This is a genomic window from Bradyrhizobium sp. CER78 (genome assembly GCF_029846235.1).
Taxonomy (GTDB): domain Bacteria; phylum Pseudomonadota; class Alphaproteobacteria; order Rhizobiales; family Xanthobacteraceae; genus Bradyrhizobium.
In genome coordinates this window covers 75,486-94,271 of record NZ_JARVWP010000017.1, presented here as the reverse complement: position 1 = coordinate 94,271, position 18,786 = coordinate 75,486, and the positions used below count along the sequence as shown (strand labels likewise).

Here is an 18,786-nt window from a genome sequence, read left to right as displayed (position 1 = left end):
GAACCATCTCTCGACGGATCGCATGCCGAAACCTCCGCCTCCTTCCGCCAGTCGCGGGCCCGGCCCATCCCCGGCTCTGCAACGCGCCGTGGTCGCCTTGCAGATGGGACAGGTCGTCGAAGCCGAACGGCTCGCGGCGGAGGTCTTGAAGGCGAACCGGACCGATGTCGGCGCGGCCTCGATCCTGGCGCGGGCGCTGATGATGCAGAACCGCAACGAGGAGGCGATCGCGCCGCTCGAGCGTGCCACACGCCGCGTCGAGGATCCCGGCCTCGAGACCTTGCTCGGCGCGGCGCTCGGCAGTGCCGGTCGCCGCAACGAGGCGATCGATGTGCTGCGCCGGACCACCGCGCGGCGGCCGCCGTATCTGCCCGCATTTCAGGCGCTGGCAGCTCAATTGCACGCGGCCGGCCGCATCGACGAGGCCGTTGCCGTCCTTGAGAGCGCGCTTGCGCTAGCCCCCGGGAGCCTCGAGTTTCAGCTTCTGCTCGCGCAGCTGCTGCCCCAGCGCAACGAGCGCGGCCGGGCGCGCGAGATTCTGGAGAGGCTGCGCGTTGCGGCGCCGGGACATCCCGATGTTCTGGCGGCGCTCGCGCGCGTGTTGCTGCTGGAGGGCGAATACGCGGCTGCGGCGGATCTCTTCCGCCAGGTGCTGGCGCAGCGCCCCGACGATCCCCTGACGCGGACCAGCTTCTCCGCCGCTCTTCTGGAGATGGGCGATCGCGCCGGCGGCGAGGCCAATCTGCGTCTGGCGCTGCGCGGCCGGCCGCAAATGATCGGCCGCACCACGTCAGCGCTTACCATGGCATCGCATGGCCGGTTCTTCTTCCGTCCCAGCGGGTTTGCGAAGTTTCTGAGCTAGGCGATTCTGCCGCGCCCTCACGCTCGTCATCGCCCGGCTTGACCGGGCGATCCAGTACGCCGCGGCTTCTCGGTCAAACTCCTCCGTCTCTGGAATACTGGATCACCCGCTTTCGCGGGGATGACACCGGACCTGCTCTGGATCGCGCCACAAACTCGGTGTCGTCCCTGCGAAAGCAGGGACCGATAACCACCGATGCGAATAGTCGCATGACGCTGGAACGACGAGTCCCATCAACAACATCTGCTGCGGCGTATGGGTCCCGGCTTTCGCCGGGACGACGGGTGGAGAGGGTCTTGTCCCCACCCACACCGTCCGCCCGCATGCGCCTCGCCGCGCAGCAATCTCGCGCGCCCGCTCTACGACCGAAACTGCCGGCGATAGAGTCCGGGCTCGCGAGACATCCTGTTGGACAGTTCCTGCGCGCGCGATGTTTCATCCGGCGTCATCGCCGCGGTCTGCGCGACCCAGTTTTCGCGCTTCACCGGGAAGCATTGCGCAACCGGCGTGCCCTTGGGCAAGACGCCGTTGAAATTGGTGTCGTGCCAGCGCGCCGGGAAATGAACCCAGCCGTCGCGAAACAGGTCGCAATCGACGAGGCCGGTCAGCGTGGTGAACGGCAGGTCGAACCGATTGACCGGATGTGTGAAGAACAGCGAGTAGCCCGCCGGCGCCTCGATGGTCCACAGATTGACGAACTTGATGACGAAGCGGTCTGGCTCGAACAGCGGCGAGCCGGCCAGCTGGCTTTCGTCGTGGAAGCCGACCGGCGAGCGCGGGAATTCGAGCGCGCCTCCCGCCGGGAGGTCGTTGTCCCACGTCATCTCGCCATTCTCGACCTTGAGATCGCAGACCAGCGGCAGCAGGAAGCCCGACGTCATCGCATCGACGAATGGCGGGCAGCGCTTGACGGTATCCTCCTCGCGATTGCTCATCGCGTTGAAGGCCTGCGTCGGCATCGCCTTGAGCCATCCTGGAAGACCCATCGACGCCGGCACCGGCTCCGGAATCTTGCCCTCGAGCTCCGCCGGGCAGCGGAATCTGATGATGATCGCTTCGTTGTTGTTGGACACGGTTTTGGTCCCTGGTTCGTTCAATGTCGGCAGCGCCATCGCGCCGGTCGGTGCTGATCTAGCACGCGATAACGCGGCGGAGAAAGCAACCGCGCCTGTCGCGAAGCGCCCCGCGGTCTGGAGCTATAAGTTGTTGTTATCATGACGGATAAGGCAAGTCCTCGATTCCCGGTGCGGCGCGCATTCCGATCCGGCTTTTCCGCGTTTTTCGGCTTGTCGGCGTGCAAGACTTTGCCGATAGGCATTGGCTTCCGATGTCTGTCGGGCGCATCATGGCAGGTGTCGCTGACGACAGGATTTTCAGCAGGTAACGGAGGGACCAATGGCCGAAACGAAGGTTGAGACCGCCACCAGTGCAAGCGCCGCGCCACCCTCCAGCGACAGCGGCGGCGTGAGCGAGCTCGCGATCGCAACCGTCCGCACCGTGCCGATCGAAAAGGCGCAATCCCGCAGCGAGCACGATCTGCTCGGCGAGGACGATGTGCCGGCCAATGCGCTGTGGGGCATCCACACCAAACGCGCGGTGATGAACTTTCCGATCACCGGCGTGCCGGTCGGCCATTTTCCGGAATTCGTCCGCGCGCTGGCGCTGGTGAAGCAGGCCGCCGCCCGCGCCAACAGGCGCCTGGGCTATCTCTCGCCCGAAAAGGCCGATGCGATCGACAAGGCCTGCACCCAGGTCGCGACCGACAAGGTCTATGCCGAGTCCTTTGTCGTCGACGCGATCCAGGGCGGCGCCGGCACCTCGACCAACATGAATGCCAACGAGGTGATTGCCAACGTCGCGCTCAAGCTGATGGGCAAGAAGCCCGGCGACTATCACACGCTGCATCCGAACGACGACGTCAACATGGCGCAGTCGACCAATGACGCCTATCCGACGGCGCTGCGGCTCGCGGTGATCTTTGCCACCCAGCCGCTGGTGCGCGCGCTCGATGATCTCGCCTATGCCTTCAAGGGCAAGGCGGTGGAGTTCGCCGACGTCCTCAAGATGGGCCGCACCCAGCTCCAGGATGCGGTGCCGATGACGCTCGGCCAGGAGTTCGACGCCTTCCACGCCACCGTGAAGGAGGACGTTGCACGACTGAACGAGATCTCGAGCCTGTTCCGCGAGGTCAATCTCGGCGCCACCGCGATCGGCACCGGCATCAATGCCGATCCGCGCTATGCCGCGCTTGCGGTCGAGGAATTGTCGCGGCTCTCCGGCCAGCCGATGGTGTTGGCCTCGAACCTGATCGAAGCCACCTCCGACCTCGGCGCCTTCGTGCTGTTCTCGGGCGTGCTGAAGCGCGTCGCGGTGAAGGTATCGAAGATCTGCAACGACCTGCGGCTGCTGTCGTCGGGGCCGCGCACCGGCATCGGCGAGATCAGGCTGCCTGCGGTACAGGCCGGCTCGTCGATCATGCCCGGCAAGGTCAACCCGGTGATTCCGGAAGTCGTCAACCAGGTCGCCTTCCTCGTCATCGGCCACGATCTCACGGTGACGATGTGCGCCGAAGGCGGCCAGCTCCAGCTCAATGCGTTCGAGCCGACCATCGGCTATTGCGTGCTGAGCTCGCTGCGCATGCTGACGGCGGCGATCGATACGCTGACCAAGCGCTGCGTCGACGGTATCGAAGCCGACCGCGAGCGCTGCCGCAGCCTGGTGCAGGGCTCGATCGGCCTGATCACGGCGCTGGCGCCGGCGCTCGGCTACGAGGCAAGCTCGCGTGTGGCGCGCCGCGCGCTGAAGGAGAACCGCTCGGTCGCCGACATCGTGCTGGAGGAGAAGCTGCTGACCGAGGAGCAGCTCAATCAGCTGCTCGAGCTCGAAGCCATGACCCGCCCGGCGCGACGGCAGCCGGTGCCGAAGTTGAAGAATAGTTGAGAGCAGGCGTTACGGAGCGCGAGCCGGACACGAACCCGCCGTTCGTCGTGCTCGCGCTTCTCGCGGGCGTCTACGCCTTCAATGTCGCCTGCGGAAGAGACGTGGATGGCCGGGCCAAGCCCGGCCATGACAGCAGGTGTGGCGACGGCTACAGCGTCTTGATGAACTCGATCAGCGCGCGGCGCTCGTCTTCCTTCAACTCCGGCCCGATCACGCCGAGGCGCTTCTCGTTCGAGAATTCGTGGCCGGAGTTGCTGTTGCCGCGCTTGCTGGTGTCGAGCAGGAAGGCGTTCTTGACCTTGTCCTTCCAGGCATAGCCGAGATCCTTGGGATCGTACTCACGGCTGCCGAGATAGAAGGACGAGGGACGGTCCTTTACCGGCGACAGCAGCGCGTAGATGGTCGGGACCGATCCGTTGTGCAGGTAGGGCGGGGTCGCCCAGATGCCGTTGAGCGGCCGGACCTTGTAGGCGAGCGGCGCCTGGATATCGTTCGGCCGGTAGCCGTTGATGCGCTTGCGATCTTCCGGCGGGGTCTTGTTCTGGTCGTACCAGTAGTCGACGGTCTTCTCGACCAGTTCGCCGAGCGCCGGCCCGAAGCCGCCATCCTTGATGTTCAGGTTGGCCGGCGTCTCGACGGTGCGGCTCGCAAGGCCTTCGGCCTGCGCGCTGTCGGTGCCGATATGGCTGATCGGGATCATCTCGACGTCGAGCAGCGGCTGGCCGGCGTCGTTCTTGATCCAGCGCTTCTTGTCCTTGAACAGCGCGAAGGCCTCGCCTGCGGGCAGCGCCTTGCTGTCGATCGCGGGGCCATGGCAGTCCTGACAGTGCGTCTTGTAGAGTTCGCCGCCCTTCTTCGCGAGATCCATGTTGATCTGCGGCAGGATGTTCTCCGGCCATTTCGGCGATGCCAGCCCGCCAAAGCCCTTGTCCTCGCTCGGCGGCTCGCCGGCGATCATCCGCTCCATCTCGTGCAGCACGTCGATCCGCGCGCTCGATTTGAACAGGCCCCTGGATTCGTCGAGCAGATTGAGCTCGGCGCTGACGCCGAGCGCCTCGCCGGCATTGCGTACCATCGGCTGCATGATCGAGCCGTCATACTGCACCCAGCTGAACCACGGCGCGTTCCATATCCGCGGGAAATGCACCGGCGCCGAATGCGAGGCGTAGTTGTTGGGATTGTTCAGGTCGATCGAGAACACCTGGTTGCCGATCCGGTTGAGCGCGTCGAGCCGCGCATAGCCTTCCTCGACGCTGTTGGCGGCGACCTTGCCCTCCAGTGCATTGATGTTGGCATATTGCTTCAGCACGAGATCGAGCTGGCCGCGCAGCGCCATGCGCTCATCGAGGCTGGCCTCCTTGCCGAGGATCGCCTCGGCAAAGCGCGCGAAGCGGCCGGGCCAGAACCGGGTCAGCAGCAGCGAGACGCCGACGCTCTTCTGGAATTCGAACAGATTGGTGTTGGCCGGCCCGCCGTCGATCACGATCTCGGTGCCGCGATAACTGAAGCTGCCGGTGTGGCAGGCAGAGCAAGTCAGCCCCACCCCGTGCATGTCCTCCTTCGTGTGCGGGTTGCGCCACGGCGCGCCGTTGGCATCGGCCATCGGGCTGCTCGGCGCGAAGCCGATCGGCAGCGGATCGGGGCTGCCTGGGATCACGGTGTCGGGAATAAAGCCGAAGCGGCCGAGATAATTGGTCTCGCTGAGTTTCGGCGCCGCAGTGAACAGCGGCCACACCGTCGGTTGCTCCAGCGCCATGAACCATTCAAGGGGAATGCCGAACGTCCGCGTGCCCTGATCGGCGTGATAGAACCAGCGCAGCCGTTCGGCGCTGACATTCTGATCCAGCCATACGGTCTTTGCCGGCGGCTGGTAGTCGACGACCTTGATGCGGAAGCCGCTCGTCACCGTCTCGATATCGTCCTTGAAGTAGAGGACGCCGGCGACAATCAGCAGCCCGATGAAAAAGATCGTCTTGCGAGGCATGCCCCGTCCCCCGATTCGCGGTACCCGCGCGTCATATTGATGAGATGTTAAAAATCGCCGAAATAGGTTCGCGTTAAGCGTGTGTCGCGTCGTGCACTATCCTATAGCGGCGCCGCTTGGTCTACCAACGGAAATCTTGCGAAGGAAATGTTGCAAAGGAAATTTTGCAAAGGAAATCTTGATTGGCTGTGAGCCGGTTCACTTGCGGCGTGCGCTCCTCGGCGGCATTTGCGCGCATCGACGCCTGCGGCTAGAAATGGCGGAGCAACAATTCTTCGAGATGTCATCTTGAACGCGTCAGGCGCACAACCGCTCACGATCACGGTCTCGGACGACAGCGCGGTGTCCGCGCTGTTGCTGCGCCCGGAAAAGGCGCGCGCGGCCTATGTGTTCGCCCATGGCGCCGGCGCCGGCATGACGCATCCGTCGATGGCCGTGATCTCAGAGGGCCTGGCGGAGCGCAGCATCGCGACGCTGCGCTATCAGTTTCCCTATATGGAGAAGGGTAGCAAGCGGCCCGATCCGCCCGCCGTCGCGCAGGCGACCGTGCGCGCCGCGGTTCGGGAAGCCGCGCGCCGTTGCGGCGAACTTCCGCTGTTCGCCGGCGGCAAGTCGTTCGGTGGACGCATGACCTCGCAGGCACAGGCCAAGGCGCCGCTCGAAGGCGTGCGCGGGCTGGTGTTCCTCGGCTTTCCCCTGCACCCCGCCGGCAAGCCGTCGCGCGAGCGGGCCAAGCATCTCGCCGAGGTCAAGATCCCCTTGCTGTTTCTGCAGGGCACGCGCGACGCGCTGGCCGAGCTCGAGCTGCTCGCACCTGTCGTGAAGGAGTTGGGCAGCCGGGCGAGCCTGCATCTCGTGCAGGAGGCCGATCACTCCTTCCATGTCCTCAAGCGCTCCGGCCGCGACGACCGCGAGGTGATGGCCGAGGTGCTCGATGCGTTCGCGGCGTGGGTCGCGAAGCATTCGTAGGTTTCTGTAGCCCGGATGGCGCGAAGCGCAATCCGGGCTACGTTCGATCAAGTTGGCGCGCCGCCATAGATGCGGTCGCGCAGGCGGCGCATGCCGGACAGCCAGCGTTCGCGGTTGGCGGCCTTGCGCTGCATGTATTCCTGCACCTGCGGATGCGAGAGGATCAAAAAGCGCTCTTCCGCCATCGCCTCGATCACCATCCGTGCGACTTCGCCCGGCTGCAGCACGCCGTCGACGCGTGCCGCGCTCGGGCCCGGCGTCGTCATGCCCGTCTGCACCGATTGCGGGCAGAGCACGGAGACATGGATGCCGCGATCGCCATACTGGATGGCGAGATGCTCCGCGAGCGCGACTGCGGCATTCTTGGTCACGCCATAGGGCATCGAGTTCAGTGAGGCGAGCAGCCCCGCGGCCGATGCTGTGTTGAGCAAATAGCCGGAACCGCGCGCGAGCATGCCGGGCACCAGCGCGCGCGCGGCGAACACGTGGCTCATCACATGCACGCGCCAGCTCACGTCCCAGTCGGCATCCGACGCGGTCTCCTGTCCCTTGCGCGACAGCCCGGCATTGGAGAAGAACACGTCGACCGGGCCATACTTGTCCTCGGCGGCGGCGATCAGCGCCTTGATGTCCTCCTCCAGCCCGACATCGGCGGTGACCGCGAGCCCGTCGATATCGCCGGCGACGCTGGCGAGCCGGTCGCGCGAGGTCTTGAGGTCGGCGACCACGACGCCGCGCGCGCCGGCCTCCGCATAAGCCCGCGCCACCGCTTCGCCGATCCCGCTCGCGCCGCCGGTGACGACGCAGACCTTGTCCTTGATGTGCATGGTTCGATGTCCCTGCTTGTTATCGTGCTGTCCGGATTGTCAGCCCTGATAGAGTCCCTTGTCACGCGCCTTCTGGATTGCCAGCGCGGCCATCAGATCGAGCATCGGGGTCGCGATGCCGGCCGCGCGCGCAAATGCGGCGGGTGCGCGCACCAGCACGTCGATCTCCATGGCGCGGCCGAGCTCGTAGTCCTGCAGGATCGACGGCTTGTGGTCCGGCGCGGGCCCGCTGCGGGTGACGCGCTTGACCTCGGGGATGTAGTGGGTCGCCACCGCATTGGCTTCGTCGAGCAGGCGCGGGATGACGTCCTGCATGTCAGGATCGTCGCGGACGGCGCGCGCGGTCAGGCCAGTCAGCAGGCAGAGCACCGACATCGACATGTTGGTGAGCAGTTTCGACCAGATCGTCTCGCGGATCTGCTTGACCTCGGGCGATTCGATCGCGGCGTCATTGAGCGCCGCACGCAGCCGGGCGATGCGCTCGCTCTGTCGGTCGTCGCATTCGCCGATCAGGAGACGATTGCGATCCGGTGACAGGTTCGCCACCACGCCGGGCGCGATCACCTCGTTGGAGGAGAAGATCACGCCGCCGATGACGCGTTCCTTCGGGATGGCGCTGCGCAAGCGCCCGCCGGGGTCGAGGAAGCCGAGGTCGGGAATCGCGGGATGCTGCGGCGGCAGGCCGAGATCGTACCACCAGGGAATGCCGTTCTGCGCGAACACGATCGATGTGTCGTGCTGAAGCAATGGCAAAAGCCCGGTTGCGAGCGCACTGACGCCGGTTGCCTTCAGCGTGCTGATGACGACGTCCTGCGGCCCTAGTTCTCCGGGATCGGCCGACGCCTTTACTTTCGCCGTGACGCTGCTGTCGCCGACCCTTAGCGTCAGTCCGTTGGTCCTGACCGCGTCGAGGTGCGGCCCGCGCATCACGCAGGACACATCGTGGCCGGCGCGCGCCAAGCGGACCGCGAAGTGGCTGCCGACGGCGCCCGCGCCGAAAATGCAAATACGCATCAGTGGAACTGGTCCTTGCAGCGTGCCGCGTCAGTTTCCACAAGCGCAGGGCATCGCGCAACCCGTCATGCACGTGGCGGGGCCGCACCCGCTCGAAAGTGATGGATCAAGGCGACTCCTGTCGCCATAGTGTCTGATAACAGCAATGCCGAACGAGGGAGATAACGTCATGTCGGCCAGCCCAGTCCTGTGGAGCCTCGATGCGCGCGGGGTCGCGACCGTCACGCTGAACAGGCCCGAGGTCAACAATGCCTATGACGGCGCGCTGATTGCCGGCGTGCTGGCCGCGATCGACGATCTCTCTAGCAAGCCGGTGCGCGTCGTGGTGCTCAAAGGCAATGGCAAGCATTTCCAGGCCGGCGCCGACCTGAAATGGATCAACGGCGTGCGGCCGAAATCAGCGGAGGAGAACGAGGTGGCATCTCGCGCCACCTTCGAGGCAGTGCAGCGGCTCAACACGCTGCCGGTCCCGACCGTCGCGCTGGTGCAGGGCGGCTGCTTCGGCGGCGGGACGGGCGTGATCTCGGCTTGCGATATCGTGATCGCCGCCGACAACGCGCTGTTCTCGATCACCGAGGTGCGCTGGGGCCTGACCGCTGCGATCATCATCCCGCAGCTCTGCGACGCCATCGGCGTCCGCCAGGTGCGGCGCTATGCGCTGACCGGCGAACGTTTCGGCGCCGAGGATGCGCGCCGCATCGGCCTCGTCCATGAGGTGGTGCCATTGGCCGATCTCGAAAGCGCCGGCGCCAAGGTCGTGGAGCAGCTGCTCGGCAATGCCCCGGATGCACTGGCCGAGACCAAGAAGCTCGCGATGGAAAGCTCGTTCGGCGGCATGGCCGTGGACGATGCGGCCTACAAGCGCCTCGTCCATCTGCATTCGGCCAAGCGGCAGACCGCCGAGGCCGCCGAAGGGCTTGCCTCCTTTGCCGAGAAGCGTGCCGGCCGCTGGGGCGGCGGGGCGTAAGCCCTGCCGCGTCGCTCAGCAGCCGTTGCAGATGCCGCGGATGCTGCGATAGACCTCTGCGTCGTCGCGGCGCATCTGTTCCAGCGATTCAAACGTCTTCGATTCGCTTGACTGCGTGATCGTGGGCGCGGGCTTGCGTTTGGCCGCCAGCTCCTGCTCCTGGCGATGGTAGCAGGCCTCGCGCTCCGCCTTGGGCTCGATGAAGCGGCAGGTCTCGATCGCCGCCGCGGGTGTCGCGGCGATGATGAGGCCAAGCGAAGCTGATACCAGGAGTTTCAAAACGGGCGTTCCTTTCGCGTCCTTGTCTCAGGTCGGTATGCGCGGGGCAAGGCTGCCGTCGCGTCAGAGCGATTGCGACAGCGACTTTTTCAATGTCTTCAGCAGCGCCTGCACCGCGGCGGCATTGATGCGGCGTTCGGGAACGGCGGCCTTCACCCACAGCTCCGGGATCGGATACTCGGCGAGGATCGGCTGCAGCGCGCCGTCGCGCAGCGCGTCCGCGACCAGATAATGCGAGAGCAGCGCGATGCCGTTGCCGGCGATCGCGCTTTGCGTCAGCACGCGGCCCTCGTTCGAGGAGAGGATCGGGCGGACCTGGATATTGATGCGGCCGCGCGGTCCCTCGAACGGCCATTCCGGCCCCGTGGGCAGGAAGCTGAGGCAGCGATGATCGACCAGGTCGCGCGGATGCTTCGGCGTGCTGTGCTTTTTCAGATACGCCGGTGAGGCGCATAGCAGCCGCGGCAGTCGGCACAAAGGCTCGTCGACGACGCCGCCGAAGGAATGCGGAAAGGCGCCGATCGCGATGTCAAAACCTTCGGTCACCGGATCGACCGGACGGTCGATCATCACGATCTCGAGCTTCACGCTCGGATTGTGCCGCTGGAAGATGGTGAAGGCATCGGCGAGCCGCGCCACCGTCAGCGAGGTCGGCGCCTTGACGCGCAGATGATCGGTGAGATCTCGCTGCTTCTCGCCCATCCGCGACAACAAATCGCCGACATCGGCAACCACGCCGCGGGCGCGGTGCACATATTGCTGCCCGGCCTCGGTCAGCCGCAATTGCCGGGTCGAGCGGTGAAACAGCGCGGTGCCGATCCGCTCCTCGAGCTGGGTGACGCGCTTGGCGACGACGGATGTCGCGACGTTGAGCTTGCGCGCCGCGGCCGAGAAGCCGCCGGCATCGGCGGTGGCGAGGAAGGCCTCGAGGTTGACCAGCGTATCCATCTGCCGTTCCCGGACTTTTCTCGATTCGCGAAAGCTGATTACATTATTTGGTGGATTGTACTGCAATCTGCATCAATTCATAGTTGGCCCAATCAACTTTGTTCAGGGCGGAAATGATGCGAGCGAGCACGATCGAAGAACCTGCGCGGCAGGTGCCGGTCTATGGCGAATATGACGTGGTGGTGCTCGGCGGCGGACCGGCCGGCATCGCAGCAGCCGTCGGCGCAGCGCGTGCGGGGCGGCGAACGCTGCTGATCGAGCGCTACGGATTTCTCGGCGGCATGGGTACCGCGGCCGGCGTGACCAATTTCTGTGGCCTGCACGCCAACATCTTCGGCGCGATGCACCGCGTGGTGCAGGGCGTCGCCTCCGACCTGCTGGCGCGGATCGACCGGCTCGGTGGCTTGAACGCGCCGCATCTGATTCTCGGCAAGATTCTTGCGCAGGCCTATGACACCGCGGCCTACAAGATCGCCGCCGACGACCTGCTGGCGCATCACAAGGTCGATATCCTGTTCCACGCGCTCGGCGCCGGCGTCGTGATGGATGGCACGCATATCCGAGCGCTGATGCTGGAAACCAAGGCCGGCCGCCAGGCCGTGCGCGCCGGCATCTTCATCGATTGCTCCGGTGACGGCGATCTCGCGGTGTGGGCCGGCGCGCCCTATGAAATCGGCGACAATGCCGGCGGCATGCTTTATCCCTCGATGATGTTCCGCCTCAACGGCATCGATCCGGCGAAGGCCGGCGATGCCTGGCGGACGATCCCGGCGCTGATGGCGGAGGCCGAGGCTGCCGGCACCCACACATTCCCACGCAAATCCGCGATCGTGCGGCCGCAGAAATCGCAGATCGAATGGCGGGTGAATTTCACCCAGGTGACGCGGGACGATGGCCGCGCCATTTCCGGAATTGATCCCGACGACATGACGCGCGGCGAGATCGAGGGGCGCCGCCAGGCGGTGGAGGCCTTTGCGTTCCTGCGCACGGTGCCGGGCTTCGAGAATTCCTACATTGTCGATCTGCCGCCGCAGCTCGGCATCCGCGAGACCCGGCGCGTGATCGGCGGCTACATGCTCACAGGCGAGGACGTGCTGGGCTGTGCCTCGTTCGAGGATTCGATCGGCGTCAATGGCTGGCCGATGGAAAAGCATGTGCCGGGCGATGTGACCTTCGAGTTTCCGCCGATCCCGGAGAGCCGCGGCTACAACGAGTTGCCGTATCGCATGCTGGTGCCCGAGGGCGTCGACAATCTCCTGGTCGCCGGCCGTTGTGCCTCGATGACCCATGAAGGGCAATCGGCGGCCCGCGTCTCCGGTGCCTGTTTCGTGATGGGCGAGGCGGCGGGAACCGCGGCCGCGCTGGCACTATCGGGCAACACGATTCCGCGCGACATTTCCGTCGAAAAGTTGCAACAACAGCTCGCGCAGCAGGGCGCGTTCATCGGGCGCGACCAGGCCGTGCCTGAAGGATTATAATTGGAGACGGCAATGAAGGGTTGGGCGCGGCTCGCACTCGCGGGCCTCCTGGTGTGGGCCGCGAGCGGTATTGCGCGGGCCGATGATCTCCTGAAGGCGAAGATCGGCGTGTTGCGGCTGTCGTCCTCGGCGCCGGTGTTCATCGCGCAGGACAAGGGGTATTTCCGCGACGCCGGTCTCGACGTCGAGCTGAAATTCTTCGACGCGGCACAGCCGATCGCGGTCGCGACCGCGTCCGGCGATGTTGATTTCGGCATCACCGCTGTGACCGCAGGCCTCTACAATCTCGCCGGCAAAGGCACGCTGAAAGTGATCGGCGGCATGAGCCGCGAGAAGGCCGGCTATCCCTTGATCGGCTACTTCGCCAGCAACAATGCTTACGCCGCCGGCCTGAAGACGCCGAAGGATCTCGCCGGCAAGCGCGTCGCGGTGACCCAGGTCGGCTCCAGCTTCCATTATTCGCTCGGCCTGCTCGCCGACAAATACGGCTTCAAGCTGTCGGACGTGAAGATCGTGCCGCTGCAGTCGCTGTCGAATGCGGCGGCGGCGCTGAAAGGTGAAACCGTCGACGCCGCGCTGCTGCCGGTCTCGACCGCGCGGACGCTGATGGATTCGAACGGCGCGAAATTCCTCGGCTGGGTCGGCGACGAGACGCCGTGGCAACTGGGCGCCATCTTCGCCTCGCCGAAGACGCTGACCAACCCACAACTGGTGACGAGGCTGCTCACCGCGCTGACCCGCGCCGATCACGAATATCACGACGTGATCCTGACCGCGATCAAGGACGGCGTGGCGCCGGTCAACGAGAAAACAAAACCGTTGCTCGAGATCATCGCCAAATACACCAACCTGCCGGTCGCGCAGGTGGTCGGCAATTGCGCCTATATCGATCCCGACGGCAAGCTCGACGTCAAGAACCTCGAGAACCAGATCAAATGGCTGCAGGGGCAGGGCTTTGTCGACAAGGGTTTTGACGCGAATGCGATCATCGCCAAGGATTATGTGAAGGCGGATTGATGTCGAACCGCGCACACAACGCCAGTCCCGTCATCCTGAGGAGCCGCGAAGCGGCGTCTCGAAGGATCGACGGCCCGGATGCAGCAGATCGGCCGTCGACCCTTCGAGACGCGCGCAAGTGCGCGCTCCTCAGGTTGACGGGACTGGAAGCGGGGTCGCGGTGAGATGGACCTGATCGCCGACCATATCAGCCATCGCTTCGGCGCGCTCGACGTGCTCGACGATGTCTCCTTCACCGTCCGCGCCGGCGAGGTCGTTGCGATCGTCGGTCCGTCCGGCTGCGGCAAGAGCACGCTGCTGTCGATCCTCGGCGGCCTGCTGCGGCCGAGCAAGGGCGGCGCGGAATTGCGCGGCGCGCCACCGGCCGGCAGTCTCAATCCGCTGACCTTCGTGTTCCAGGATTTTGCCTTGCTGCCGTGGAATACGGTCGAGGAGAATGTCGCCTTTCCACTGCTGCACACGGGCCTCGGCGCCGGCGAGCGCCGCGCGGTGATCGACGATGCGCTGCGTCGCACGGGCTTAACGGATTTCCGCGCCGCCTATCCGAAGCAGCTGTCCGGCGGCATGCGCCAGCGCGTCGGCATCGCGCGCGCGCTCGCCGTTCGTCCGGCGATCCTGCTGATGGACGAGCCGCTGTCAGCACTGGATTCGCAAACCCGCGAGCTGCTGATGGAGGATTTCGTGGGGCTGCTGGCCGACGGCGCGATGGGCGCGGTCTATGTCACGCATAACCTCGAGGAAGCGGTCCGGCTCGCCGACCGTGTCGTGGTGCTGTCGCGGCGCCCCGGCCGCATCAGGGAAATCGTGACCATTCCGATGACGCGCGCCCAGCGTGGCACGGCGGATGCGCGCGGGGCGATGGCCGCATTGCAGGGCGAGTTGTGGTCGCTGATCCGGAAAGAGGCGATCGATGCCGAGCGCGAGGTCCAGCATGCTTGACCGCGCGCCGCCAGAGGCGAAAGACCAATCGGCGGAAGCGACGCGGCCGGTCGCGTTTCGCGGCGCCGGCTTCACATCAGGCGGTAGCCGTTATTCCGGCTGGATCGCGCTCGCGCTGGTCATCGCGATCTGGCAGCTCGCCGGCAGCGCAGGATGGGTCAATCCGTTGTTCCTGCCGGCGCCGTCTGCGATCGCGGTCGCGATCACTAAGCTCGCGACGTCGGGGGCGCTGTGGCAGCATCTGTCGTGGTCGATCATGCGGATCGGCACCGGCTGGATCATCGGCACGGCCGCCGGCGTCGTCGTCGGCTTTGCGATCGGGCTGTCGACCATGGCGCGCGGCGTCGGCATCACCTTCATCTCGGCGCTGTTCCCGATCCCGAAGATCGCGCTGCTGCCGCTTCTGATTCTGTGGCTCGGGATCGGCGAGGAGCCGAAGATCGCGACCATTGCGCTCGGGGTGTTCTTCTCGACCGCGATCTCGGTCTATAGCGGCGTCGATGCGGTGCCGCGCAACCTGATCCGGATGGCGCAGAGCTTCAACGTGCCGTTCCACGCCATCGTGCGCCGGGTGATCTGGCCGGGCGCGCTGCCCTCGATCCTCGCCGGCTTCCGCATCACCGCATCGGTTGCACTGCTGCTCGTCGTCAGCGCCGAGATGATCGGCGCGCAATACGGCATCGGCGCCTTCGTGCTGCAGGCCGGCAATCTGATGCAGACCGACCAACTGCTCGCCGGCGTCGTCATCCTGTCGCTGTTCGGGCTCGCGGTCGGCAAGCTGATCAATCTGCTGGAGACGCGGCTGTTGCACTGGCGGTGAGGCCACAAACTCACTGTCGTCCCTGCGAAAGCAGGGACCCATAACCACAGGAGGTCGTCGTTAGGAAAGGCTGGGGCCCCAGCACCTCCAACAACACGACCCTGTGGTTATGGGTCCCGGGTCGCGCTTCGCTTGCCCGGGACGACGGTGGTCCCGGGATGACGGCGATTACACGCTTCTGACTACGCGTTCCCCCGATCCTCGCGGAACAAATCCAGCTTCTGCTGCACCGGGCGGTCGGAGAACGAGAACAGCACCGAGTCGGCGTCAGCCTCATGGGTGACCCAATGCCAGCTCGGCACCACAAACAAATCGCGCGGTCCCCATTCAAAAGTCTGGTCGCCGACCCTTGTGCGGCCCTTGCCCTCGATCGCGGCGAACACGGTGGCATCGGTCGAGCGATAACGCGCGGTCTTAAAACCCTTCGGCAGCAGCTGGATGAAGGTGCCGATGGTCGGCATCGCGAAATCGCCGGTCTCGGGGTTGGAGAATTTCAGCTTGAGGCCGTGGCAGGCGTCCCATTCGTCGCTGACCTTGGCCTTCTCCAGCGCCTCGCGGGTGTATTCATAGGGATAGTTGAAGATCGGCGAGGTCTTCGAGGTCCGCTTCTGGTCGATCGGCAGCAGATTGTGGCCGTAGCGCGCGAAGCTGGCGCCGGCCGGCTTGGAGATCGACTGCTGGTCTTCCTTGGCGCCTTCGGCGAACGAGCAGTCGAAGAACTGCACCATCGGGATGTCGAGCCCGTCGAGCCAGAACATCGGTTCATTGGTTTCGTTGGAATGGTCGTGCCAGGTCATCGACGGCGTGATGACGAAATCACCCGGCGACATCGCGGTGCGCTCGCCGTCAACCGCGGTGAAGGCGCCCTTGCCCTCGAGCACGAAGCGCAGCGCCGACTGGGCGTGGCGATGGGCCGGGGCGATGTCGCCCGGCACCACCATCTGCACGCCGGCAAACAGCGAGGTCGTGATCTTGGACTGGCCGCGCAGCCCGGGATTTTCCAGCACCAGCACGCGGCGCTCGGCTTCCTTGGCCGTGATCAGCTTTCCGGCCTCGTTCATGTAGTCGCGGATCTGGTCGAACTTCCACAGATGAGGGCGGCAGGCGCTCTTCGGCTCCGGCGTGATCAGATCGTTCATCACGTTCCACAGCGCCGAGAGGTTTTGGCCGTCGATCTTCTTGTAGAACGCCTCGCGCTCCGGGGTCTTCTGCACGGCTTCCATGGCAAGCCTCCCATCGTTCTTGTTGGTGCAATTTAATTGACAGTATACTCACAATGTGGCTAGCGTCAATCAAGCAGAGCGTTTTCGAGCGAAGTGGATACCGGTTCGCGTGAAGAAAACGCGTCAAAACTAGAATAACAAAGGGAGGTTCCGATGAAGCTGCATGGCTATTTCCGGAGCAGCGCGTCCTACCGGGTCCGGATCGCCCTCAATCTGAAGGGGCTGACTTCAGAGCACCTGCCGCATCATCTGCGCAAGGGCGAGCAATGCGCGCCCGCTTATCTTGCGATCAATCCGCAGGGGCTGGTGCCGACGCTGGAGAGCGATGCGGGTGCGATCCTCACCCAGTCGCTCGCGATCATCGAATGGCTCGACGAGACCAATCCCAATCCGCCGCTGCTGCCGAAGGATCCGCTGCGGCGCGCCAAGGTGCGGGCGTTTGCGCAGGCGATCGCCTGCGACACCCACCCGGTGCAGAATTTGAAAGTGCTGGCGCGGTTGCGCAAGCTCGGCCTGCCGGAAGAGCAGGTGACGGAGTGGGCGGCCTGGGCCAACCGCGAGGGCCTGTCGGCCTGCGAAACCCTGATCGCTGACGAGGCCGGGCCGTTCTGCTTCGGCGATGCGCCGACGCTCGCCGATCTCTGCCTGGTGCCGCAGCTCGCCAATGCGCGCCGCTTCGGTGTCGACATGTCGGCCTATCCGCGCCTGCTCAAGGCCGAGGCCGCGGCCAAACAAGTGAAGGCGTTCGCCGACGCCGCGCCGGATAAGCAGCCCGATGCCGAATAGCAAGCCAACGCCCGTCACCATGGACGCGGTCTACACCGCGCCCGGCTATCTGTTCCGGCGCATGCAGCAGATCGCGGTCGCGCTGTTCATCGAGGAGTGCAAGGCGTTCGACCTGACCCCGGTGCAGTACGCCGCGCTGGTCACGATCTCGACCCATCCCGGCATCGACGCCACAAGGCTTTCGGCGGTGATCGCGTTCGATCGTTCCACGCTCGGCAACGTGATCGAGCGGCTGCAGGCCAAGGATTACATCGTGCGCAAGCCGGCGGCGGAGGACAAGCGCGTCAAGCTGCTCTACCTCACCAAGGCCGGCGCCGGCGTGCTCAGCGAGATCATGCCCTCGGTCGACAAGGCGCAGGCGCGGATGCTGCAGCCGTTGAAGCCGGCCGATCGCAAGACGCTTCTCTCGCTCTTGACCCAACTTGTCGACCTCAACAACGAGGCGTCGCGGGTGCCGCTGCGCGCCGAGGACGCGCTCGAACATCTCGGGAGATCGGGCTGATGGCGGACGGCAAGCCGGTCCTGATCGCGGGCGGTGGCATCGGCGGCCTCGCCGTGGCGCTGGGGCTCGCGCAGAAGGGCATCCGCTCGATCCTGCTGGAGAAGGCCGCTGCGCTCGGCGAGATCGGCGCCGGCATCCAGCTCGGGCCGAACGCCTTCCACGCCTTCGACTATCTTGGCGTCGGCGAGGCCGCGCGCAACATGGCGGTCTATATCGACCAGCTCCGGCTGATGGATGCGCTGACCGCCGATGAGATCACCCACATCGATCTCGGCGAGACGTTTCGCGCCCGGTTCGGCAACCCCTATGCCGTGGTGCATCGCGGCGACCTGCATGGCGTGTTCCTGCGCGCCTGCCAGAATCATGAACTGATCGAGCTGCGCGTTTCCAGCGAAGTGACCGGCTACGAGCAGGATGGCTCGTCCGTGACCGCAAAGCTCGCCGGCGGCGAGCGCATCACCGGGCGTCTCCTGATCGGCGCCGACGGGCTGTGGTCGAACATCCGCAAGCAGGTGACGGCTGACGGCCCGCCCCGCGTCTCCGGCCACACCACCTATCGCTCCGTGATCCCGACCGAGCAGATGCCGGAGGATCTGCGCTGGAACGCGGCGACGCTATGGGCCGGCCCGAAATGCCACATCGTGCATTACCCGCTGTCGGGCTGGAAGGTGTTCAACCTCGTCGTCACCTATCACAACGACGCGCCGGAACCGGTCGCCGGCAAACCGGTCTCCGAGCAAGAGGTGATGAAGGGCTTCACCCATGTCCACGAGCGGGCGCAGAACATCATCCGCCACGGCACCAACTGGAAGCTCTGGGTGCTGTGCGACCGCGATCCCACCGAGCGCTGGATCGACGGCCGCGTGGTGCTGCTCGGCGACGCCGCGCATCCGATGCTGCAGTATTTCGCGCAAGGCGCCTGCCAGGCGATGGAGGACGCGGTCTGCCTGTCGCACATGCTGGCCAGTCATGATGATCAGTCGGCGGCGCTCGACGACTATCGCGCCCAACGCTTCCCGCGTACCGCGCGCGTGCAGCTGATGTCCCGCGCGATCGGCGAGCACGTCTACCATCCCGCCGGCGACCACGCCCGCATCCGCAACGCGATCATGAGCGCGAAGTCGCAAGGCGAGTGGCGCGACGATATCGCGTGGCTGTATGGCGGGACGGGGCTGGGGAGTTAGCTGTCGCATATTGGAGATAGCACCCGTGCGGCCCCCTCTCCCTAGCC

Annotated in this window: 18 protein-coding genes; 11 read left to right on the top strand and 7 right to left on the bottom strand. The window is 65.4% G+C overall.

The window, feature by feature from the left end; translation table 11 throughout:
• Positions 1–22 precede the first annotated feature (22 nt).
• Positions 23–862, top strand: coding sequence for a tetratricopeptide repeat protein (locus QDT69_RS29375; protein WP_279709963.1), 840 nt, complete (start codon positions 23–25; stop codon positions 860–862).
• Between the two features lie 359 nt (positions 863–1,221).
• On the opposite strand, the gene QDT69_RS29370 is transcribed toward QDT69_RS29375, so the two are convergent.
• Positions 1,222–1,935: a hypothetical protein gene (locus tag QDT69_RS29370; RefSeq protein WP_279709962.1), complete on the bottom strand. Its 714-nt coding sequence runs from the start codon at positions 1,933–1,935 to the stop codon at positions 1,222–1,224.
• A gap of 322 nt (positions 1,936–2,257) precedes the next feature.
• Between QDT69_RS29370 and QDT69_RS29365 the strand changes: the two genes are divergently transcribed.
• Positions 2,258–3,802 (top strand): aspartate ammonia-lyase, encoded by a 1,545-nt coding sequence (locus QDT69_RS29365; protein WP_279709961.1) that lies wholly within the window; start codon positions 2,258–2,260, stop codon positions 3,800–3,802.
• Positions 3,803–3,950: 148 nt separating this feature from the next.
• Here the strand turns inward: QDT69_RS29365 and QDT69_RS29360 are convergent, their stop codons facing one another.
• Positions 3,951–5,786: a di-heme-cytochrome C peroxidase gene (locus QDT69_RS29360; RefSeq protein ID WP_279709960.1), complete on the bottom strand. Its 1,836-nt coding sequence runs from the start codon at positions 5,784–5,786 to the stop codon at positions 3,951–3,953.
• 288 nt (positions 5,787–6,074) lie between these two features.
• Here QDT69_RS29360 and QDT69_RS29355 point away from each other — a divergent pair, with 288 nt between their 5' ends.
• On the top strand, positions 6,075–6,755 hold the full coding sequence (locus QDT69_RS29355; RefSeq protein WP_279709959.1) for an alpha/beta family hydrolase: 681 nt from the start codon (positions 6,075–6,077) through the stop codon (positions 6,753–6,755).
• Positions 6,756–6,802: 47 nt separating this feature from the next.
• Here the strand turns inward: QDT69_RS29355 and QDT69_RS29350 are convergent, their stop codons facing one another.
• Together QDT69_RS29350 and QDT69_RS29345 are read right to left on the bottom strand one after the other, a co-directional pair.
• On the bottom strand, positions 6,803–7,582 hold the full coding sequence (locus tag QDT69_RS29350; RefSeq protein ID WP_279709958.1) for an SDR family NAD(P)-dependent oxidoreductase: 780 nt from the start codon (positions 7,580–7,582) through the stop codon (positions 6,803–6,805).
• Positions 7,583–7,621: 39 nt separating this feature from the next.
• Entirely contained in the window at positions 7,622–8,596 is a 975-nt protein-coding gene (locus QDT69_RS29345) for a ketopantoate reductase family protein (protein WP_279709957.1), read from the bottom strand.
• 169 nt (positions 8,597–8,765) lie between these two features.
• On the opposite strand from QDT69_RS29345, the gene QDT69_RS29340 reads away from it, so the two are divergent.
• Positions 8,766–9,563, top strand: a complete 798-nt coding sequence (locus QDT69_RS29340; protein ID WP_279709956.1) for an enoyl-CoA hydratase-related protein — start codon at positions 8,766–8,768, stop codon at positions 9,561–9,563.
• 15 nt (positions 9,564–9,578) lie between these two features.
• On the opposite strand, the gene QDT69_RS29335 is transcribed toward QDT69_RS29340, so the two are convergent.
• Entirely contained in the window at positions 9,579–9,842 is a 264-nt protein-coding gene (locus tag QDT69_RS29335) for a hypothetical protein (protein ID WP_279709955.1), read from the bottom strand.
• A gap of 63 nt (positions 9,843–9,905) precedes the next feature.
• Positions 9,906–10,790, bottom strand: coding sequence for a LysR family transcriptional regulator (locus QDT69_RS29330; RefSeq protein WP_279709954.1), 885 nt, complete (start codon positions 10,788–10,790; stop codon positions 9,906–9,908).
• A gap of 116 nt (positions 10,791–10,906) precedes the next feature.
• Here QDT69_RS29330 and QDT69_RS29325 point away from each other — a divergent pair, with 116 nt between their 5' ends.
• The 4 genes from QDT69_RS29325 to QDT69_RS29310 all read left to right on the top strand — a co-directional run bounded on the left by QDT69_RS29325 (position 10,907) and on the right by QDT69_RS29310 (position 15,044).
• On the top strand, positions 10,907–12,268 hold the full coding sequence (locus tag QDT69_RS29325; protein ID WP_279709953.1) for an FAD-dependent oxidoreductase: 1,362 nt from the start codon (positions 10,907–10,909) through the stop codon (positions 12,266–12,268).
• A gap of 12 nt (positions 12,269–12,280) precedes the next feature.
• Complete coding sequence (locus QDT69_RS29320; RefSeq protein WP_279709952.1) at positions 12,281–13,285, top strand: ABC transporter substrate-binding protein; 1,005 nt, start codon at positions 12,281–12,283, stop codon at positions 13,283–13,285.
• Positions 13,286–13,450: 165 nt separating this feature from the next.
• Entirely contained in the window at positions 13,451–14,224 is a 774-nt protein-coding gene (locus QDT69_RS29315; RefSeq protein ID WP_279709951.1) for an ABC transporter ATP-binding protein, read from the top strand.
• Positions 14,217–15,044 (top strand): ABC transporter permease, encoded by an 828-nt coding sequence (locus tag QDT69_RS29310; RefSeq protein WP_279709950.1) that lies wholly within the window; start codon positions 14,217–14,219, stop codon positions 15,042–15,044. Before QDT69_RS29315 ends, QDT69_RS29310 begins: the two co-directional genes overlap by 8 nt.
• A gap of 182 nt (positions 15,045–15,226) precedes the next feature.
• Here the strand turns inward: QDT69_RS29310 and gtdA are convergent, their stop codons facing one another.
• On the bottom strand, positions 15,227–16,267 hold the full coding sequence (gtdA, locus tag QDT69_RS29305; RefSeq protein WP_279709949.1) for a gentisate 1,2-dioxygenase: 1,041 nt from the start codon (positions 16,265–16,267) through the stop codon (positions 15,227–15,229).
• Positions 16,268–16,420: 153 nt separating this feature from the next.
• On the opposite strand from gtdA, the gene maiA reads away from it, so the two are divergent.
• The 3 genes from maiA to QDT69_RS29290 are packed head-to-tail and all read left to right on the top strand — an operon-like array spanning position 16,421 to position 18,739.
• Positions 16,421–17,053 (top strand): maleylacetoacetate isomerase, encoded by a 633-nt coding sequence (maiA, locus tag QDT69_RS29300; protein WP_279709948.1) that lies wholly within the window; start codon positions 16,421–16,423, stop codon positions 17,051–17,053.
• A complete protein-coding gene (locus QDT69_RS29295) occupies positions 17,043–17,555 on the top strand; it encodes a MarR family transcriptional regulator (RefSeq protein WP_279709947.1) in 513 nt (170 codons plus the stop codon). Before maiA ends, QDT69_RS29295 begins: the two co-directional genes overlap by 11 nt.
• Complete coding sequence (locus QDT69_RS29290) at positions 17,555–18,739, top strand: 3-hydroxybenzoate 6-monooxygenase (RefSeq protein WP_279709946.1); 1,185 nt, start codon at positions 17,555–17,557, stop codon at positions 18,737–18,739. Before QDT69_RS29295 ends, QDT69_RS29290 begins: the two co-directional genes overlap by 1 nt.
• Positions 18,740–18,786: the final 47 nt, after the last annotated feature.